Origin of the sequence: Arthrobacter sp. 1088 (assembly GCF_031455315.1) — a bacterium.
In the GTDB taxonomy this organism is placed as follows: domain Bacteria; phylum Actinomycetota; class Actinomycetes; order Actinomycetales; family Micrococcaceae; genus Arthrobacter.
Genome location: NZ_JAVDSM010000011.1, coordinates 20,904 through 36,712, shown reverse-complemented (window position 1 = coordinate 36,712; position 15,809 = coordinate 20,904). Strand labels below are relative to the sequence as shown.

The following is a 15,809-nucleotide window of genomic DNA, read 5'->3' as shown; positions in this document are numbered from 1 at the left end:
AGGGAAACTTCTCGTCGTCACGCTGTTTAGTGTCGGGAGAACTGGGGAACGTTGCGGATATGGGAGGAACTGGAACGTTGAAAGCGGTCCTGTTTGACCGCGATGGAACACTCGTCGTTGACGTGCCCTATAACGGCAACCCGCAACTGGTGCGGCCCATGGATAGTGCCCGTTCGGCTCTTGAGCAGGTACGCCGGGCGGGACTGGCAACAGGGGTGCTGAGCAACCAGTCGGGTGTTGCCCGTGGCCTGCTGACGTTGAATCAGGTCCACGCCGTGAACCGGCGCGTTGAGGAGCTTCTGGGCCCGTTCGATGTGTGGGAAATCTGCCCGCACGGCCCGGCCGATGGCTGTACCTGCCGTAAGCCCGCGCCGGGAATGATTCTCGCCGCATGCAGCACGTTGGGGCTGCACCCGTCCCAGGTGGGCTTCGTTGGGGACATCGGTGCCGACGTCGAAGCAGCGACGGCAGCCGGCTCGCGGTCCGTACTGGTGCCCACCCACGTGACGCGGTCCGAGGAAATTGAGGCGGTGGGGGTGGTCGCGGAGAACCTGTTGGCCGCCGTCGGGCTGTTGCTGGATGCCGCGACAGGCACGACAGGAGGGGAATTCCCGAAACCCGACGCCAGGCAGGATTCACCCGTATGAGCCGCGTCCTGGTAGCCCGACTGGACAGCATGGGCGATGTGCTCCTCGCTGGACCCGCCCTGCGTGCCGTGGCGAATGGAAGCAGGCCGGACGGAAGCAGACAAAACGACGTCGTCCTCCTCTGCGGCCCCGAAGGCGCCGGCGCGGCGGAGATGCTGCCCGGAGTCACCCAGGTCCACACGTGGCCGTGCCCATGGATCGTCAATCCCGCGCCCGCTGTGACGCCTGAGCTGACCAATAGCCTGATCGAGTTCGTCCGCAGCTCCAGGATTGAGGAAGCCGTGATCCTCACGTCCTTCCACCAGTCCCCGCTTCCGTTGGCACTGTTGCTGCGGCTGGCAGGCGTCAAGCGCATCACGGGCGCCTCCACTGACTACGCCGGCTCCCTGCTGGACGTCCGGTTGAAACCCGGGGAAGACTTCGCCGAGGACCAGCCCGAAGTTGTGCGGGCGCTGGGGATTGCGCAGGCAGCAGGTTTCCAGCTTCCCCGGGGCGACGACGGCAAGCTCCACATCAACCCGCTGGACGAACCCGGGGAGCTGGTGGACGAACTCACCCAAAAGGGCCCGTACATCGTGGTCCACCCGGGCGCGGCTGCTCCGGCGAGGGCGTGGCCTGCACTCCACCACGCTGCCACCGTGGAACTCCTTGAAGCGTATGGGCACCAAGTGGTGGTCACGGGAGGGCCGGGCGAAACATCGCTGACGGCAACCGTGGCAGGACCCTCGGCACACAATCTTGGCGGCACCACAGACTTGCGGACACTGGCAGCGGTACTCGCGGGCGCCGCCGTCGTGGTCACCGGCAACACGGGTCCCGCCCACTTGGCGGCAGCTGTCGGAACTCCGGTGGTGTGCCTGTTTTCCCCTGTGGTTCCTGCGATCCGCTGGGCGCCCTACGGCGTTCCGATGGAACTGCTCGGGGACCAGGAAGCAGCCTGCAGGAACACGCGGGCACGCATCTGCCCCGTACCGGGGCACCCGTGCCTTAGCTCAGTTACCCCGGAACAAGTCCTTGAGGCGGTGGAACGGCTGTTGGGGGGAGTGTCCTCGCTCAGCACCCGAAGAAAGGTGTGGAAACCATGAGGATCCTGGTCTGGCATGTCCACGGAGGATGGATGGAGGCCTTCGTCAGGGGGCGGCACGAATACCTCCTTCCGGTAAAACCCGACGGCGGTGCGTGGGGTTTGGGGCGGGGCGGCAGGGAGTGGCCGGTCGCCGCGCAGGAGATTGACCTGGACACCATTGATCCGGACAGCGTGGACGTGGTGGTCCTGCAACGTCCGGAGGAGATCGCCGCGGTTGCCCGGAAGCTGGGTCGAAGGCCCGGAGTGGACCTGCCTGCCGTCTACGTTGAACACAACACGCCCAAGGGCGACGTCCCGTTCACTCTCCATCCACTGGCCGATCAGCACGGTATCCCCGTGGTTCATGTGACGCACTTCAACCAGCTCTTCTGGGACACGGGATCCACGCCAACAGTGGTCATCGAGCACGGCATCCCGGATCCCGGCCGGCTTTATACCGGTGAACGCGAAGAGATGGGGGTGGTGGTCAACGAACCCGTCCGTCGCGGCCGGGTGACGGGCACGGACCTCCTCCCGGGCTTCGCCGGAGTAGGGCCGCTGCGGGTGTTCGGGATGGGGACGGAAGCCCTGCCCGAAGCACTGAACCTGAAGGGGTTCGGCCTGAGCGAGGAGCGCCTGCGGATTTCCGGGGACGTACCCGCGCCCCGGCTGCATCAAGAACTCGCCCGCTGCCGGCTCTACCTGCATCCCCTCCGTTGGACATCCCTCGGGTTGGCCTTGCTCGAAGCCATGCACCTGGGAATGCCGGTCCTGGCACTGGCGACCACTGAGGCGACCCGCGCTATCCCGCCGGGAGCAGGTCTTGTTTCGAACAACGTGGACGAACTCCAACGGTTTGCGCGGTGCCTGCTGGACGAGCCCGGTGACGCCTATGCGATGGGGATGGTGGCCCGGGCCGCAGCCTTGGAACGCTATGGGCTCGGAAAATTCCATCAGGCCTGGGACGAACTCCTGGCGGATCTCCCCACGGCCCGCCCCTCGCCTGCCCATACCCGTCTTCCTGAAAAGCAGATCCCCGAACAGCAGGTCCCGAATAAACAGCTCCCCGACACGGAACGCCGCCCGCAACCCGGTTCGGAGTCCGTCAGCCATGACACAGAGAGGACGCACCCATGAAAATCTCCATGGTTTCCGAACACGCCAGTCCATTGGCCGCCTTGGGAGGTGTGGACGCCGGGGGGCAAAACGTCCATGTGGCGGCCCTTTCATCAAGTCTTGCCAGCCGTGGCCATCAAGTCACCGTGTACACGCGGCGGGATGACCCGGATCTTCCTGCAAAGGTGCAGGTCGCGCCGGGACTCACCGTCGTCAACGTTGACGCCGGCCCTGCCCGCCACATCCCCAAGGACGAGCTGCTTCCTTTCATGGGTGAGCTCGCCGACGGCATCTGCCGGGACTGGGCCGGCTTGGTCCCGGACGTTGTCCACGCGCATTTCTGGATGTCCGGACTGGCCGCGATCCAGGCTTCCAGGCGGGCCGGTGCCGCCGAGCCCATTGCCGTGGTCCAGACATTCCACGCACTGGGTTCGGTCAAGCGCAGGCACCAAGGTTCAGCGGACACCAGCCCACCCGCACGTGCATGGCTGGAACCGTGGGTAGGGCGCACGGCGGACTGGGTGATCGCCACCTGCCCTGACGAGGTCTTTGAGCTCAAAGCGCTGGGCATTGGCAGGTCGAGGATTTCCATCGCACCATGCGGGGTGGACCTCAACCTCTTCCCGGGCACTGGAGAACCAGAGAATAAGTCCCGCACGCACCGCATCCTCAGTGTCGGCCGCCTGGTTCCCAGGAAGGGCGTGGATCTGGTGATCCAGGCACTGCCCCTCCTTGCTGAAGCCGGTTTCGACGACGTCGAGCTCCTCATCGTCGGAGGCTCCGGCGACGCCCTGAACCTGGAAGAGGATCCGGAAGCCCAGAGGCTTCGCGCCTTGACCAAGGAACTCGGCGTTGAGGACAAGGTCACCATGCGGGGACAGGTACCGCGCGACGCCATGCCCGGAATCTTCCGCAGCGCAGACGCCGTGGTCTGCACGCCGTGGTACGAACCGTTCGGCATCGTTCCCCTCGAGGCCATGGCCTGCGGGGTGCCCGTGGTGGCCGCGGCCGTCGGCGGACTCCGGGAGACCGTCGTCGACCAGAAAACCGGACTGCACGTACCGCCGCGGGACCCGGAAGCAATCGCCGACGCCGTGGGGCGGCTCCTCGCCGACCCCGCCTTGCGTGCCGAAATGGGCCGGGCCGGAAACCGCCGCGCCCGCTCGCGCTACTCCTGGGACCGCATCGCCGCGGACACCGAGAAAGCGTACCGGTCCGTCTTGGCCGCGGGGTTGTCCCGGCAAGCCGGAGAAGGCCTGGAACCACTGGAAGGAACAGCGCTGTGACTACAGAATCGACAGTTCCCAAGAGAATCACGCGGTACACGCAGCCCGTCCCGGATACCATGCCCGCAGGCTGGAGCGGGTCTACAAGCTCAACAAACACCCGCGAACCACAGATCGCCTCAGAGGTCGCCGCACACCTGGACAACGTACTGCCAGCGCTAGAGTCCCTGCGCTCGCAGGCCGCCCGCCTCTCCGAATGGGGAACCGAGCTCGCCCACCGGCTCCTGTCCGGACAACGGCTGCTGGCCGCCGGCAATGGGGGATCAGCGGCCGAAGCCCAGCATCTCACCGCAGAACTCGTAGGCAGGTTCGACGCCGAACGCGCACCCTTCTCCGCAATTTCCCTGCACGCCGAAACCTCCGCCCTCACGGCACTGTCCAACGACTACGGCTACGAGGAAGTCTTCGCCCGCCAGGTCAGGGCACACGGCCGGGCAGGGGACGTCCTCATCCTGCTCTCCACGAGCGGGCGCAGCCCCAACCTCCTGTCCGCCGTCCGGGCAGCAGGAGAACGCGGCATCACCACGTGGGCGCTGACCGGCGCCGGGCCCAACCCCCTGGCCGAAGCCTGCGACCAAGCCATCACAGTGGACGCCATCGCCGCCAATGCCCAGGAAGGCCACCTCATTGCCGTCCACGCTGTATGCCGCGCCTTCGATGCTGAGGTCGCGAGGAGGACGGGGCCCCGCCCGGCCGGGGACGGAGCCCAGCCATGAAAGTGACAGTTGTAGGTGACGTCCTCCTGGACGTGGACATCAACGGCACCGCCACCCGGCTCAGCCCCGACGCGCCCGTACCCGTTGTGGACGTTGCCCATATCCGGCGTCGGGCAGGTGGCGCGGGCCTCGTGGCTACCCTGCTTGCACGCGACGGTCACGACGTCGCCCTGGTCACCGCGGTGTCGGACGACGACGGCGCCAGCCACCTCAGGCGCGCCCTGGCCGGTGTCACCATACTCACCGGAGCCCCGCTCGCCCCAACGCCCACCAAGACCCGCGTGCGTATTGGGACCCACCCCGTGGTCCGGTTCGATGAAGGATGCGCACCTGCCCCTTCCCCGTCATGCACCGCGGAGATGCTCGCTGCCATTGCCTCCGCGGAAGCGGTTATCGTAGCCGACTACGGCCGCGGAATCACGGCAAACCCCCACATCCGCACTGCGCTCGCCAACTCCGCCCGCCACGTCCCGGTGGTGTGGGATCCGCACCCTGCCGGTTCGGAGCCGGTGCCGGGTATCGCCGTCGTGACGCCCAACCTCGCAGAGGCGCGGGCCAAGGCGGGCGGGCGGCATCCGTCCAAGAGCACTGCGGAGGACGCAGGGAAACATTTGCTGGATCGCTGGGGCAGCCGTGCCGTCCTGGTCACGACCGGCGAAGAGGGCGCGGTTTTGGTGGAAGGTGCGGGGCCGGGCAGGATCATCCCCGCCCCAAAGACAATCGTGGATGATCCTTGCGGCGCCGGAGACCGCCTGGCGGGGAGCCTTGCCGTGTATTTGGGTCTGGGACTCGCGCTGCCTGCCGCTGCGACCAGGGCTGTCGAGGATGCCTCCGCGTTCCTCGCGAAGGGCGGAGCCTCCTCCCTGGCCATGGATACGAGTACGCCCGACGCAGTAAATGGCAGCCAGCCTGGCAAGGCAAAGGGGAGTCCCGTCGTCGAGCTTTTTGGCCGCTTTCCGGGCGTGGAACCGGGAATCCAACTCGCGCGGACAATCCGGGCGGGTGGCGGGACCGTCGTCGCGACCGGCGGCTGCTTCGACCTCCTCCATGCCGGTCACGCACGCACGCTGGCCGCGGCCCGGGACATGGGGGACTGCCTCATCGTTTGCTTGAATTCCGATGAGTCCGTCCGGCGCCTGAAGGGCCCGCACCGGCCGATCGTCAGCATGGAGGACCGGGCAGAGCTCTTGCTCGCGTTGTCCTGCGTTGATGCCGTGGTGGTCTTCGACGAGGACACCCCAGAAGCCTGCCTGAGCCAACTCAGGCCCGATATTTGGGTCAAAGGCGGAGATTACGAACCCCATGAATTGCCGGAAGCCAGCCTCGTGGCTGCGTGGGGAGGGCGATGCGTAACGGTGCCCTTCCATCCTGCACGCTCCACCAGCGGCCTGGCTGAAGCACTCGCCAAAGTCAGCTGAACGCAAGTCTCATCCAAGAATCGACCACCGAAAGGAACCGTATGAACACGCAAACTCCCGGCCGCGTCATCGTCACCGGAGGCGGGTCCGGCCTCGGCGCTGCAATCGTCGATGCCATCCGCGACGCCGGAGGCACTCCCTTCGTCTTCGACCGCAACATCAGCAACGTATCCGGCGCGAAAGCCCTTGAAGTCGACGTCTCCAACCGTGAATCAGTTGAAGCGGCTGTGAAGGAGGCAGCCGAAAGCCTCGGCGGCCTGGATGGGGTGGTGACGGCCGCGGGCATCGACCGCTGTGGCAAACTGGCGGACGTTCCCGCAGCCGAGTGGGAAAAGGTGATTGGAGTGAATCTCCTGGGCACCGTTTCCGTGGTCCGTGCGGCGTTGCCCTACTTGAAGGAATCCCGGGGCCGGGCGATCACCATAGCATCAACCCTCGGCTTGCGTGCACTGCCGGACGCCACGGCGTACTGTGCCTCCAAGTTCGGCGTCATCGGATTTAGCCGGGCATTGGCCGCCGAAACCGGGGGAGTCATTGGTGTCACCACCATCATCCCGGGAGGCATGAAGACACACTTCTTTGATGACCGCGACGAACAATACAAGCCGCAGGACGACTCCAAACTCAACGATCCTGCCAATGTGGCGCAAGCCGTGGTGTTCGCGTTGTCGCAGCCGTTTGGCAGCGAGGTCCGCGAGCTCCTTATTTGCCCCGCAGAAGAAGGCTCGTGGCCATAAGGTCATGCACGTCCTGAACAACGTCGGCCACGGCGATACCCCTGATCAGGGTGTCGTCGTGGCCGCAGTGCTGTGCAGACCAGCCCACCTGGGTCACATTGGCCCCACACACCGGGCACTCGGTCACCCACGACATGTGGACGCGGTGCAGGCTCCGGCCCCGGGGGCCTGCGTTGAAGACGTTGCCTACCCAGAAGATCCCCACGGTTGGTGTTCCAAGGGCTTGCGCTAAATGCCGTGGACCGCTATCGCTGGCAAGCATTACGGTGGCCGCATCCAGGAGCGCGGCGAGTTCGCCGATCTCCAGTTCGCCGGCAACTGAGCGCACGGCATCTTTGCCCTGGACTGTCAGTTGCCTTGCCGCGAGTTCTGCCACTTCCTGGGCCAGCGCCTTTTCGGAGCGGTCACCCACCACCAACACCTGCGCGCCTTCCTGGGCGATGGTCGCCGCAGCTTCAGCAAAGTGCGACGCCGGCCATCGCCGCCGCGGATCGGTGGCACCCGGGTGGACCACCAGGAGGGGACGCCGTTGGCTGAGCAGGCTTTCGACGCTTTGTTGGTGTTCGGGCAGGGGCCGCAAGGGTGGAGAAATGATGGTTGGCACCCCCGCCAAGCCCGCTACCTCAAGCCATCGATCAGGCTCGTTTTGGTAGTAGATGTAATCGAGATTCCGTTCCAGGGGCTCGGCGTCCTTTGTTCGGGTGCCCACCGTGTGCCGCGCCCCCAGACGGAGCAGGAAAGGGTTGGAGTACCGGCCACCGCCATGCATTTGCAGCGCGAGGTCGAACTTGCGGGCGCGCATGGCTGAGCAGAATTCTTCCTGGGCAAGTCTGTCGTCGGTGTCGTCGTTTTGATCGCCGTCTTTGTGGTGGCGGTCGCGGACGCCTTTGGCGAACGGGAGAATTTCCACCTCGTCAATGGGCCCATCCGTCCCGGCCGCCAAAGCCGCATGGATCGGCGTGCCCAGGAGCGTGATCGCGGCTTCAGGATAGGCCGCTTTCAGGGCATAGAGCGCCGGATATGCGTAAATCACATCGCCCAGGCCGCCACCCCTCAGGACCGCAATCCTTTCCACATCCGGGAACTTTTCCAGCACCGGGCCAACGCCCAAATTCGGTTGAACAGCCATCTGGACTTCCCTTCGTCAAAGGTGCTGGAAAACTACCGGACCCGGCGTGTGAACCGCGGGCTGCGGGGTACCTGAGGGGAGCAGGAACATGCCGCCTCTACCGGAAGGTACCCAATGGCACGCCTATCCAATCAAGAAGGTTTGGCCGAATGGCTGCCGCGCCGCCTGGCCGAAGAACGGCCCGTTGTGACAGTTGTCGGCGACGCAATCCTGGACGGTTGGTGGGACGGGCTGATTGAGCGCTTTTGCCGCGAAGCTCCCGCCCCAGTGGTCCAGGTCAAGCGCCGCGACTTCGCCCCCGGAGGAGCGGCCAATACTGCCATGAACCTGGCGGCCCTTGGCGCGGACGTCAGGTTTGTCTCGTTGGTCGGCCAGGATTCTGCGGGTCAGGAACTCCTTGGGAGACTCGCTGCTGCCGGCATCGACATATCCGGCGTGGTGCAGCAGCCCGGCATGGTCACCACCACCAAGTTCCGGATAAGCAGTGCCGGCCAAGTGATGCTTCGCCTGGATGACGCCGCCACAGAGGTCCCTTCGGAGGGCCTTCAGGAGTTGGCGGCCACCATCCCGGGAGCGCTGGCGGGGTCCAACGCCGTGGTGTTGTGCGACTACGAGGCCGGGGCTTTGGAGGGGCCGGTGCGTGCAGCTTTGATGAATGCCCTTGGACCCTCCCGTAGTCTCCGGACTGGTTCCCACCCCGACTTCAGCCACAGGCAAGGCACCCTGCTGGTGGTCGATGCCCACCATCCTGCCCGCTGGGCCGAACTCAAGCCGGATCTTGCCACCCCGAACGCCCAGGAAGCTGCCGGGCTGCTCGGAACAGAGTTCCCCGGTGGCGCTGCACGTTGCCCCTTCGTGGAGGCCCAAGCAGACCAGCTCCTTCGCGCCTCAGGCGCGGGCGCCGTCGTCGTGACTTTGGACCGTGATGGGACGCTGACGCTGCGTTCCAGCGATCCGGACGCAAGCGGTGACGGTCATAACGGATCCCGCGCCACCCACCGAACCTGGGCCAGGCCCGAAGCCGAGAAGCAGGCCTCAGGTGCGGGCGACACGTTCGTTGCCGCGCTGACCTTGGCCCGGGCGGCCGGGCTGCCCCTGACTACCAGCGTTGACCTTGCCCAGGCCGCGGCTGACGTGGTGGTCCACCGGCCTGGCACCTCCGTCTGCACCACCGAGGAACTTGCCCGCCACCTGGGCGGGTTCGCCGATACTGCGTTGACTGCCGATGAATTGGCCAGGCAGGTGGAAGCGCACCGCAGGGAGGGCCGGAGGATCGTTCTGACCAATGGGTGCTTCGATGTCCTGCATCGCGGCCACACCCGCTATCTGAACCAAGCCAAGCAGCTGGGCGATGTCCTGGTGGTGGCCCTCAACAGCGATTCCTCGGTGCGGCAGCTGAAGGGACAGGACCGGCCCGTGAATCCGGAGGCGGACCGTGCCGCCGTGATCGCCGCGCTTAGCTGCGTGGATCACGTCACTGTTTTCGACACCCCGACTCCCATCCCGCTCATCGAGATGCTGCAGCCCGATGTGTACGCCAAAGGCGGTGACTACACGCCGGAAATGCTGGCCGAGACCGCGGCCGTGGAACGCTATGGCGGCACGGTGACGATTTTGGATTACGTTCCCGAACACTCCACGACGGCGGTGCTGGAGCGTATCCGGTCCACGGGGGAGAATCCCCATGCATGACGGGGAATTGCAGGAGGGGAAGGGAGAGTCTCATGCGCATAGTCATCACAGGAGCCACGGGCAACGCAGGTACGGCATTGCTGAAGCGGTTGCAGGCTGCGCGTTCGGAAGAGGGCGCGGATCTTGACCTCGTCGGGATAGCGCGACGCGAACCTGACAAGAATGCGGCCCCTTACAACGCAATGGAGTGGCACACGCTTGACGTCGGCGACTATAAGGACCAGGAAGCACTGGAGAACACGTTCACAGGTGCCGACGCCGTGGTCCATTTGGCCTGGCAGATCCAGCCAAACCACAATCGCGAACTTCTGCGCCGGACCAACGTGGCGGGAACGGCGCACGTACTTGGCGCCGCCCGGGAGGCCGCCGTGAAGCACGTCGTCTGTGCCTCGTCCGTTGGTGCCTATTCGCCAGCCCCCAAGGATCAACGGACCAAGGAAAACTGGCCGGCAGGCGGTATCAGGCGATCCCATTACAGTGTGGACAAGGCAGCGCAAGAGCGGCTTCTTGATGGCTTTGCCAAGGAAAATCCGGACATCGTAGTGGCTCGGCTCCGCCCGGCGCTGATCTTCAGCGCGGAGGCGGGCAGTGAAGTGGGTCGCTACTTCCTGGGGAGCGTCCTCCCACGGCTCATTCCCCGCAAGCCATGGTTGCCTATTCTCCCCATTCCCAATGAGCTGATTTTTCAGGCCGTTCACGCCGACGATGTCGCCGATGCCTACTGGCGTGTGCTGGAACGTCGGGCAGAAGGCGCATTCAACATCGCCGCGGAGCCCGTGCTGGATCCCAACGCCCTCGCCTGGATCCTCAACGCACGGCGGCAGTTGCCGCTCCCGCTCCCGGTGCTGCGCGCCGTCGTCGAGGTCAGTTGGCGATTGCGCTTGCAGGTAACCGACGGCGGCTGGGTGGACATGGCGGCCGGCGCACCCATCATGGACACAAGCCGTGCGCACAGTCTCCTTGGGTGGATGCCGCACCGCTCATCGTTGGAGGCGCTGACGGAAGTGCTGGAGGGCCTCGGTGCCGGCAAGGGGCGGAAGGCCTCGCCACCGTTGACGCCACGCTGATTCCTGACGTTTGTGGTACTAGTCGGCAGGCGATACCACCGTGATGATCCTGCGCAAACTCATGGCCACTGACGCCGCCGCGTTCACCGAAGCCTGGCCAGCTGCAGCTTCCGTGACCGCATCCCCGAGCGCGGATACGCTCTCCTTCGCCTCTGCCAGATGGCTCTTCAATTCCCCGGCATCGCCGCCCCGCCACTGATCAATCACCCGCGATACGGCCTCCAGCGCCTCGGACAGGTTGGTCAGGACGCTGTCCGGAATGACGGTTCCCGCGTCCTCCTCCCAGATCACGCTGGCCAGGACGTCGGTGATGTCCTGGACATGGAAGGTCAGCCGTTCCACTATCCGCAAACCAGCCAAATCACTTGGTAGGCGGCCAGCACGACGCCGGGACCTGGGGTTCGCTTTTGCACTCAGTTCCGCTTCATGAACGGCAGTACGCACGGCTGCGGCCGTTGCTGAGAGTTCGCCGCTGCGGCTCGCCCAGGCTTCGTGGTTGGGCGGCCAGGATTCCTCCATCGCGCGCGCCATGTCCTTCAACTGTTGGGACAAAGCCCGTTGATGTCCGGCCAGGGCGGGGTCGATTCCCTCAAGATGCAGCGGTGGAAACACCAGCCAGTTCACAGCGAAGCCAACGGCAACGCCCATGGCCATCTGCAGGACGTAGGCAAAGGAGAAGCCCTCCGCATTGGAATCCCCGAGGACGAGTACGAATAAAGCAGCCATGGGAACCCATTCGGAGGCGGTGCCCAGCCGGGGGAGGCCGCCGATGATCACGCCCAGTCCCACCACCACGGCAACGGCCAACGCAGTGGGCGCTGCCACCGTGGTCACCGCAAAAGCCATGCCTATACCCAAGGCCAAGCCCATGAGGCTCTGCAGGCCATGCCTGGCGGAGTCTGCCACCGTGGGATGCATGCTCACGAGGGCGCCGAGCGGTGCGTAGTAGGGGTAGGAGGCAGCAGGACCCGGCATGAAGGGTGCGAGATACCAAGCGACGCCTGCCGCCGCAGCAGTTTTGGCCGCAAACAGGAGTCGGTGACGGGTCACAGTTTTTCGGAGCGCGGGAATCAGCCGCCGCCTGGTGGGCTTGTGGCTCATGGATCCAACGTAGGCGGGTCATACGCTGCGTGTCGAGCTGGGATTTCGATCAGTATGTGGCGATTGAACCACCGGCAAGCGGGTACACACCCATTGATAGTAACGATACTTACTATCCCGGCTGCTGTCCGCAGCCTGCCAACTGTGGAAAGAGAGCGACAATGACTGAGAGCCAATCGCCGCAGGACGGAAGCTTCGCGGCGCCACGGACTGGGGTCCCCGCCGGGACCGAGCCTTACACGGGAAGTTACCTGGACTCACCGGTCGAAACCGACACCACCGGCATGGAAACAGATGCCGGCGCCGGAACTACCGGTTACGGGAGCACTACCACGGGATCCGGAACGACGTCCGGCACGGGAAGCGTCGAATCGGCCAAGCACGAAGCCGCCGAAGTGGCCGGCACAGCCCGCGATGCTGCTGGCGGTGTGGTTGAAACAGCCAAGGCCGAAGCCGGAAACGTGGCACAAGAGGTCAAAATGAACGCCCGGCAATTGCTGACGCAAACCAAGGGCGAGTTGACCGATCAGGCCGCTACCCAGCAACAGAGGGTCGCCGAGGGTTTGCGGTCCATCTCCGACGAGCTATCCACCATGGCCAATGCCAGCCAGGACGGCGGAGTCGCCACGGACCTGGTCCAGCAAGCGGCCCAGCGCTCCTCCTCGATTGCCCACTGGTTGGAAAACCGGGATCCGGGTTCACTCCTGGATGAGGTAAAGAGCTTTGCCCGGCGTAAGCCCGGCACGTTCTTGCTGCTGGCTGCCGGTGCCGGCGTCCTCGCCGGACGTTTGGGCCGGGGAATGGCGGACAACTCGCCCATGACGGGAACGGGCACCTCGGATACCACCACCCGGACACCGCGCGCCCAGTACTACCCAACGCAGGGTGGCGCTGTGTCACTTCCGGCAGTTGATCTGCCAGGGCCCCAGACGACAACCGCTGGATACGGAACGACGGGTGCCGGGTATGGAACGACCGCCGCTGGAACGAGTGCCGGGTATGGAACGACCGCCGCTGGAACGGGTGCTGGAACCGACACGGGATATGGCGCTGGCACCACAGGTGGTCTTGAGGGATCAACCATGCCCTACCCGGAAACCGACGCCGGTGGGGTGAAGGCGCAAGGAGATCCGCTCGCACGTCCCGACGATCCCAGCGATCCCGATGATCCCGTCTATGGAGGTCCCCGATGAGTAGTCCTGCCGACCTTCCTCCCACCGAAGCCCATCTCAAAGCCGAATCCGTACCCCTCGGCGAGTTGCTGAGCGACCTGACACGCGACGTCTCCACGTTGATGCGGCAGGAAGTTGAGCTGGCCAAGGTAGAGCTCAAGGAATCGGCCACCAAGGCCGGAAAGGGTGCAGGGATGATGGCCGGAGCCGCTTGGGCCGGGCATCTGACCGTGCTTTTCCTTTCCCTGGCTCTTTGGTGGGCCTTGGGTCAGCTCATAGGCCTGGGATGGTCCGCCGTTGTTGTAGCGGTCATCTGGGGCATAGTCGCAGCGGTGCTGGCCTCGATGGGGCGAAAGGAATTGAACGCCATCAAGGGCATGCCGCGCACCACCGAGACAGTCAAGGAAATACCTCCAACCTTCAAACCGAATACTGAGGAGACACGATGACGCAGAATCCCGACGCCCTGCGCGCCGACATCGAACAAACTCGCAGGCGGCTCAGTACCAACGTTGACGCCGTAGCTGACAAGGTCACGCCCTCGCACATCGTCAACCGGAGGGTAGACAGGATCAAGACGGCCGTGTTTGGCGCCCGCGACGATGTTCAGGACAGGGCGGGCCATGTTGCCCATCAGGCCCAGGACGCTGTTTCCGGTGTTGTCTCGGACATTGGCGACGCACCGCAGGTGATCACACGAAAAGCCCAAGGCAACCCCATTGCTGCCGGCTTGATCGCCTTCGGCGCAGGTCTGCTGGTTTCGGCCCTCATCCCACCGTCGGACAAGGAACGCGAGGCTGCGCAGGCAGTCAAGGAAGCCGCCCAGCCGCTGACCGAGGAACTGGGCCACGCCGCCCAGGAGATGGCCGAACACCTCAAGGAGCCGGCGCAGGACGCTGTCCAGAACGTCAAAGACAGCGCCACGGAAGCTGCTGCCAACGTCAAGGACGAGGGCCAGGCGGCTGCTGCAGATGTGCAGGACCGCGCCGCGATGGCCAAGGACAACCTCGGCAACCAGTAATCGCGTTACCCACCCAACTGAGTCGCAGCAGATGCCGTTTTGAGGGCCCAAAAGGGCATTAGCTGCGACTCAGTTGGGTTCGCGTTGCTGCGCGCCGTGGGACCGCGAAAGTATGCGGGGTTGGCTCGCCAGGGCTCTGGAGGGCTTTGGCCTTCCGGATAGATCATTGGACTGTCCGTCTCGGTGAACGCCGACCCAACTATGAGCAACCCTCTTAGGGCCATGCTCGACCCTGGAGAAGCGATAGCCTCCAGCCGGACACCTCGTCCTGGGGTAACCAGCCCGCGCATAATAGTCTGACAACGCCGTCGCTAACGACACGCCGCCCCTCCCGAGGCCGAGACCCGGACCAAAAGGAAGCGACCCCGGAAACCAAACCGGGATCGCTTCCCCACGCCCGTTGACAAAACGAACTACATATTAGTTGGGTTAGTGTGTGCGTCAGGGGACCATTCTTACCGTGCCGCCGATGGTTAGCACAGCTGATCCGGCGCGACCCCCGATGAGGACCCTGAAGGAAAGCTGATCTCCATAGGTAACTGTTTCATAGTTCCTGACATTGCTCATGGTGCCGTGGAAGAAGTAGTTCGCAGGAACGGTGTGAGGTGCGTTCTTTCCTCGGAGGACGCCGGCTTTGTACCAAACAAGACCTGATTCACTGACGTTGCTAGTGATCTGGCCGGCAAGCATTCTTGAGATCTGATAGCTCCAATTTGCATTGTTGTAAAGGCAGTTATTCCTGATCTGGAACGCGCCGTTTGTATCTGAGAACCGATAATTGCCCATCCTGCAGCTGATGTTCTGATTAATGGTCGGACCGTACACGAGCGGCGGTGTAACGGCCCCTCGCGGCTCTATCAATTGCGTATTACCTAATGTGGACTTGACCTGACGGGCGGCACTCTCCGAGAGGGGCGCATCGAACTCGATCCTCAGAGTTGAGTCGGCGGCCGCATTGGTGTCATTGAAGATGACGACCTGTGAGACCGTAGTGTCGTCCGCCAGGCGCTGGGCACGGCTCCTAGAAGCAGCAGGAGCACTGCTGCGACCAATCCAAAGAATGTCTGCTTGAACTTAGTGCTTTGATAGCGCATATTTCCCCCAAACTAAGTGATTATCACCGATGTCACTCGAATCACCCGACGTAGTAGGTAACACCGCGCGGATGTAATCTAATGACAGAACACCCCGTTACGGCAGAAGTGTTCACAAGGGAGTGGCGCCAGGAGGCTTTTTATGACGGTCAAGATTGTCGAAATTATTAATCACGTCTTGCGCGACGTTGTCTCCAGCGGGTTTGAGCCGCCCCGCATTCATGACGTGGATTGGTACGACGACCCGCGGGTGCTTTCAGTCATGATTTACAGCGCCCGTGATTCCACAGGACGAGGCATTTCAGTCTTGGGCGAACTTTCGCGCGCTGGTCAGCTCGCGTCCGTGGCCGATCAGATTCAGGAGTGGGTCATTGAAGAGAATAGAGCGACTTGCAGCAACTGGCCCCAGTGCCCTCAACACCCAAATAACCACCCCCTAACGCCCCGCGTGGTCAGTGATCAGGGTGTCTGGACCTGCCCGGCATCGAATAGGCCGGTCGCCGCAATCGGTGAGCTGTTAACAGGCAGCACTAAGCCGGGGCTGTAG

16 protein-coding genes are annotated in these 15,809 nt (G+C 64.2%); 13 read left to right on the top strand and 3 right to left on the bottom strand.

The window, feature by feature from the left end; genetic code table 11:
- The first annotated feature begins 59 nt into the window (after nucleotides 1-59).
- Genes J2Y41_RS17355 through J2Y41_RS17325 form a run of 7 tightly spaced genes read left to right on the top strand, consistent with a single transcriptional unit; the run spans nucleotide 60 to nucleotide 6,986 of the window.
- Nucleotides 60-647 (top strand): HAD-IIIA family hydrolase, encoded by a 588-nt coding sequence (locus J2Y41_RS17355; RefSeq protein WP_309930300.1) that lies wholly within the window; start codon nucleotides 60-62, stop codon nucleotides 645-647.
- A complete protein-coding gene (locus J2Y41_RS17350) occupies nucleotides 644-1,732 on the top strand; it encodes a glycosyltransferase family 9 protein (RefSeq protein ID WP_309930299.1) in 1,089 nt (362 codons plus the stop codon). Before J2Y41_RS17355 ends, J2Y41_RS17350 begins: the two co-directional genes overlap by 4 nt.
- Nucleotides 1,729-2,850 (top strand): glycosyltransferase, encoded by a 1,122-nt coding sequence (locus J2Y41_RS17345; RefSeq protein ID WP_309930297.1) that lies wholly within the window; start codon nucleotides 1,729-1,731, stop codon nucleotides 2,848-2,850. Before J2Y41_RS17350 ends, J2Y41_RS17345 begins: the two co-directional genes overlap by 4 nt.
- Nucleotides 2,847-4,115 carry a glycosyltransferase gene (locus J2Y41_RS17340; protein WP_309930295.1) on the top strand — a complete coding sequence of 423 codons (1,269 nt, stop codon included), beginning with the start codon at nucleotides 2,847-2,849 and terminating at the stop codon, nucleotides 4,113-4,115. Before J2Y41_RS17345 ends, J2Y41_RS17340 begins: the two co-directional genes overlap by 4 nt.
- Nucleotides 4,112-4,831 (top strand): SIS domain-containing protein, encoded by a 720-nt coding sequence (locus tag J2Y41_RS17335; protein WP_396133558.1) that lies wholly within the window; start codon nucleotides 4,112-4,114, stop codon nucleotides 4,829-4,831. The genes J2Y41_RS17340 and J2Y41_RS17335 overlap by 4 nt, the downstream gene beginning before the upstream one ends.
- A complete protein-coding gene (locus J2Y41_RS17330; RefSeq protein ID WP_309930293.1) occupies nucleotides 4,828-6,249 on the top strand; it encodes a PfkB family carbohydrate kinase in 1,422 nt (473 codons plus the stop codon). The genes J2Y41_RS17335 and J2Y41_RS17330 overlap by 4 nt, the downstream gene beginning before the upstream one ends.
- A gap of 41 nt (nucleotides 6,250-6,290) precedes the next feature.
- The gene (locus tag J2Y41_RS17325) at nucleotides 6,291-6,986 is read left to right on the top strand and encodes an SDR family oxidoreductase (RefSeq protein WP_223947500.1); all 696 of its coding nucleotides are present in this window, start codon (nucleotides 6,291-6,293) and stop codon (nucleotides 6,984-6,986) included.
- On the opposite strand, the gene J2Y41_RS17320 is transcribed toward J2Y41_RS17325, so the two are convergent.
- Nucleotides 6,952-8,115 (bottom strand): glycosyltransferase family 9 protein, encoded by a 1,164-nt coding sequence (locus J2Y41_RS17320; RefSeq protein WP_309930290.1) that lies wholly within the window; start codon nucleotides 8,113-8,115, stop codon nucleotides 6,952-6,954. The genes J2Y41_RS17325 and J2Y41_RS17320 overlap by 35 nt on opposite strands.
- A 114-nt stretch (nucleotides 8,116-8,229) precedes the next feature.
- On the opposite strand from J2Y41_RS17320, the gene rfaE2 reads away from it, so the two are divergent.
- Entirely contained in the window at nucleotides 8,230-9,807 is a 1,578-nt protein-coding gene (gene rfaE2 / locus J2Y41_RS17315) for a D-glycero-beta-D-manno-heptose 1-phosphate adenylyltransferase (protein WP_309930288.1), read from the top strand.
- A 32-nt stretch (nucleotides 9,808-9,839) separates the two neighbouring features.
- Nucleotides 9,840-10,874 carry an NAD-dependent epimerase/dehydratase family protein gene (locus J2Y41_RS17310; protein WP_309930286.1) on the top strand — a complete coding sequence of 345 codons (1,035 nt, stop codon included), beginning with the start codon at nucleotides 9,840-9,842 and terminating at the stop codon, nucleotides 10,872-10,874.
- An 18-nt stretch (nucleotides 10,875-10,892) separates the two neighbouring features.
- On the opposite strand, the gene J2Y41_RS17305 is transcribed toward J2Y41_RS17310, so the two are convergent.
- Complete coding sequence (locus J2Y41_RS17305) at nucleotides 10,893-11,975, bottom strand: FUSC family protein (RefSeq protein WP_309930284.1); 1,083 nt, start codon at nucleotides 11,973-11,975, stop codon at nucleotides 10,893-10,895.
- 161 nt (nucleotides 11,976-12,136) lie between these two features.
- On the opposite strand from J2Y41_RS17305, the gene J2Y41_RS17300 reads away from it, so the two are divergent.
- Genes J2Y41_RS17300 through J2Y41_RS17290 form a run of 3 tightly spaced genes read left to right on the top strand, consistent with a single transcriptional unit; the run spans nucleotide 12,137 to nucleotide 14,168 of the window.
- Entirely contained in the window at nucleotides 12,137-13,168 is a 1,032-nt protein-coding gene (locus tag J2Y41_RS17300; protein ID WP_309930281.1) for a hypothetical protein, read from the top strand.
- Nucleotides 13,165-13,596 (top strand): phage holin family protein, encoded by a 432-nt coding sequence (locus J2Y41_RS17295; RefSeq protein ID WP_224165994.1) that lies wholly within the window; start codon nucleotides 13,165-13,167, stop codon nucleotides 13,594-13,596. The genes J2Y41_RS17300 and J2Y41_RS17295 overlap by 4 nt, the downstream gene beginning before the upstream one ends.
- Nucleotides 13,593-14,168 (top strand): DUF3618 domain-containing protein, encoded by a 576-nt coding sequence (locus tag J2Y41_RS17290; protein ID WP_224094596.1) that lies wholly within the window; start codon nucleotides 13,593-13,595, stop codon nucleotides 14,166-14,168. The genes J2Y41_RS17295 and J2Y41_RS17290 overlap by 4 nt, the downstream gene beginning before the upstream one ends.
- Before the next feature lie 441 nt (nucleotides 14,169-14,609).
- Here J2Y41_RS17290 and J2Y41_RS17285 read toward each other — a convergent pair whose 3' ends face one another.
- Nucleotides 14,610-14,993: a hypothetical protein gene (locus J2Y41_RS17285; RefSeq protein WP_309930277.1), complete on the bottom strand. Its 384-nt coding sequence runs from the start codon at nucleotides 14,991-14,993 to the stop codon at nucleotides 14,610-14,612.
- A gap of 411 nt (nucleotides 14,994-15,404) precedes the next feature.
- On the opposite strand from J2Y41_RS17285, the gene J2Y41_RS17280 reads away from it, so the two are divergent.
- Entirely contained in the window at nucleotides 15,405-15,809 is a 405-nt protein-coding gene (locus J2Y41_RS17280; protein ID WP_309930275.1) for a hypothetical protein, read from the top strand.

Coding starts and splice junctions, on each gene's coding strand:
- J2Y41_RS17355 (WP_309930300.1), top strand. CDS start 60: ATGGGAGGAACTGGAACGTTGAAAGCGGTCCTGTTTGACCGCGATGGA.
- J2Y41_RS17350 (WP_309930299.1), top strand. CDS start 644: ATGAGCCGCGTCCTGGTAGCCCGACTGGACAGCATGGGCGATGTGCTC.
- J2Y41_RS17345 (WP_309930297.1), top strand. CDS start 1,729: ATGAGGATCCTGGTCTGGCATGTCCACGGAGGATGGATGGAGGCCTTC.
- J2Y41_RS17340 (WP_309930295.1), top strand. CDS start 2,847: ATGAAAATCTCCATGGTTTCCGAACACGCCAGTCCATTGGCCGCCTTG.
- J2Y41_RS17330 (WP_309930293.1), top strand. CDS start 4,828: ATGAAAGTGACAGTTGTAGGTGACGTCCTCCTGGACGTGGACATCAAC.
- J2Y41_RS17325 (WP_223947500.1), top strand. CDS start 6,291: ATGAACACGCAAACTCCCGGCCGCGTCATCGTCACCGGAGGCGGGTCC.
- J2Y41_RS17320 (WP_309930290.1), bottom strand. CDS start 8,115: ATGGCTGTTCAACCGAATTTGGGCGTTGGCCCGGTGCTGGAAAAGTTC.
- rfaE2 (WP_309930288.1), top strand. CDS start 8,230: ATGGCACGCCTATCCAATCAAGAAGGTTTGGCCGAATGGCTGCCGCGC.
- J2Y41_RS17310 (WP_309930286.1), top strand. CDS start 9,840: ATGCGCATAGTCATCACAGGAGCCACGGGCAACGCAGGTACGGCATTG.
- J2Y41_RS17305 (WP_309930284.1), bottom strand. CDS start 11,975: ATGAGCCACAAGCCCACCAGGCGGCGGCTGATTCCCGCGCTCCGAAAA.
- J2Y41_RS17300 (WP_309930281.1), top strand. CDS start 12,137: ATGACTGAGAGCCAATCGCCGCAGGACGGAAGCTTCGCGGCGCCACGG.
- J2Y41_RS17295 (WP_224165994.1), top strand. CDS start 13,165: ATGAGTAGTCCTGCCGACCTTCCTCCCACCGAAGCCCATCTCAAAGCC.
- J2Y41_RS17290 (WP_224094596.1), top strand. CDS start 13,593: ATGACGCAGAATCCCGACGCCCTGCGCGCCGACATCGAACAAACTCGC.
- J2Y41_RS17280 (WP_309930275.1), top strand. CDS start 15,405: ATGACGGTCAAGATTGTCGAAATTATTAATCACGTCTTGCGCGACGTT.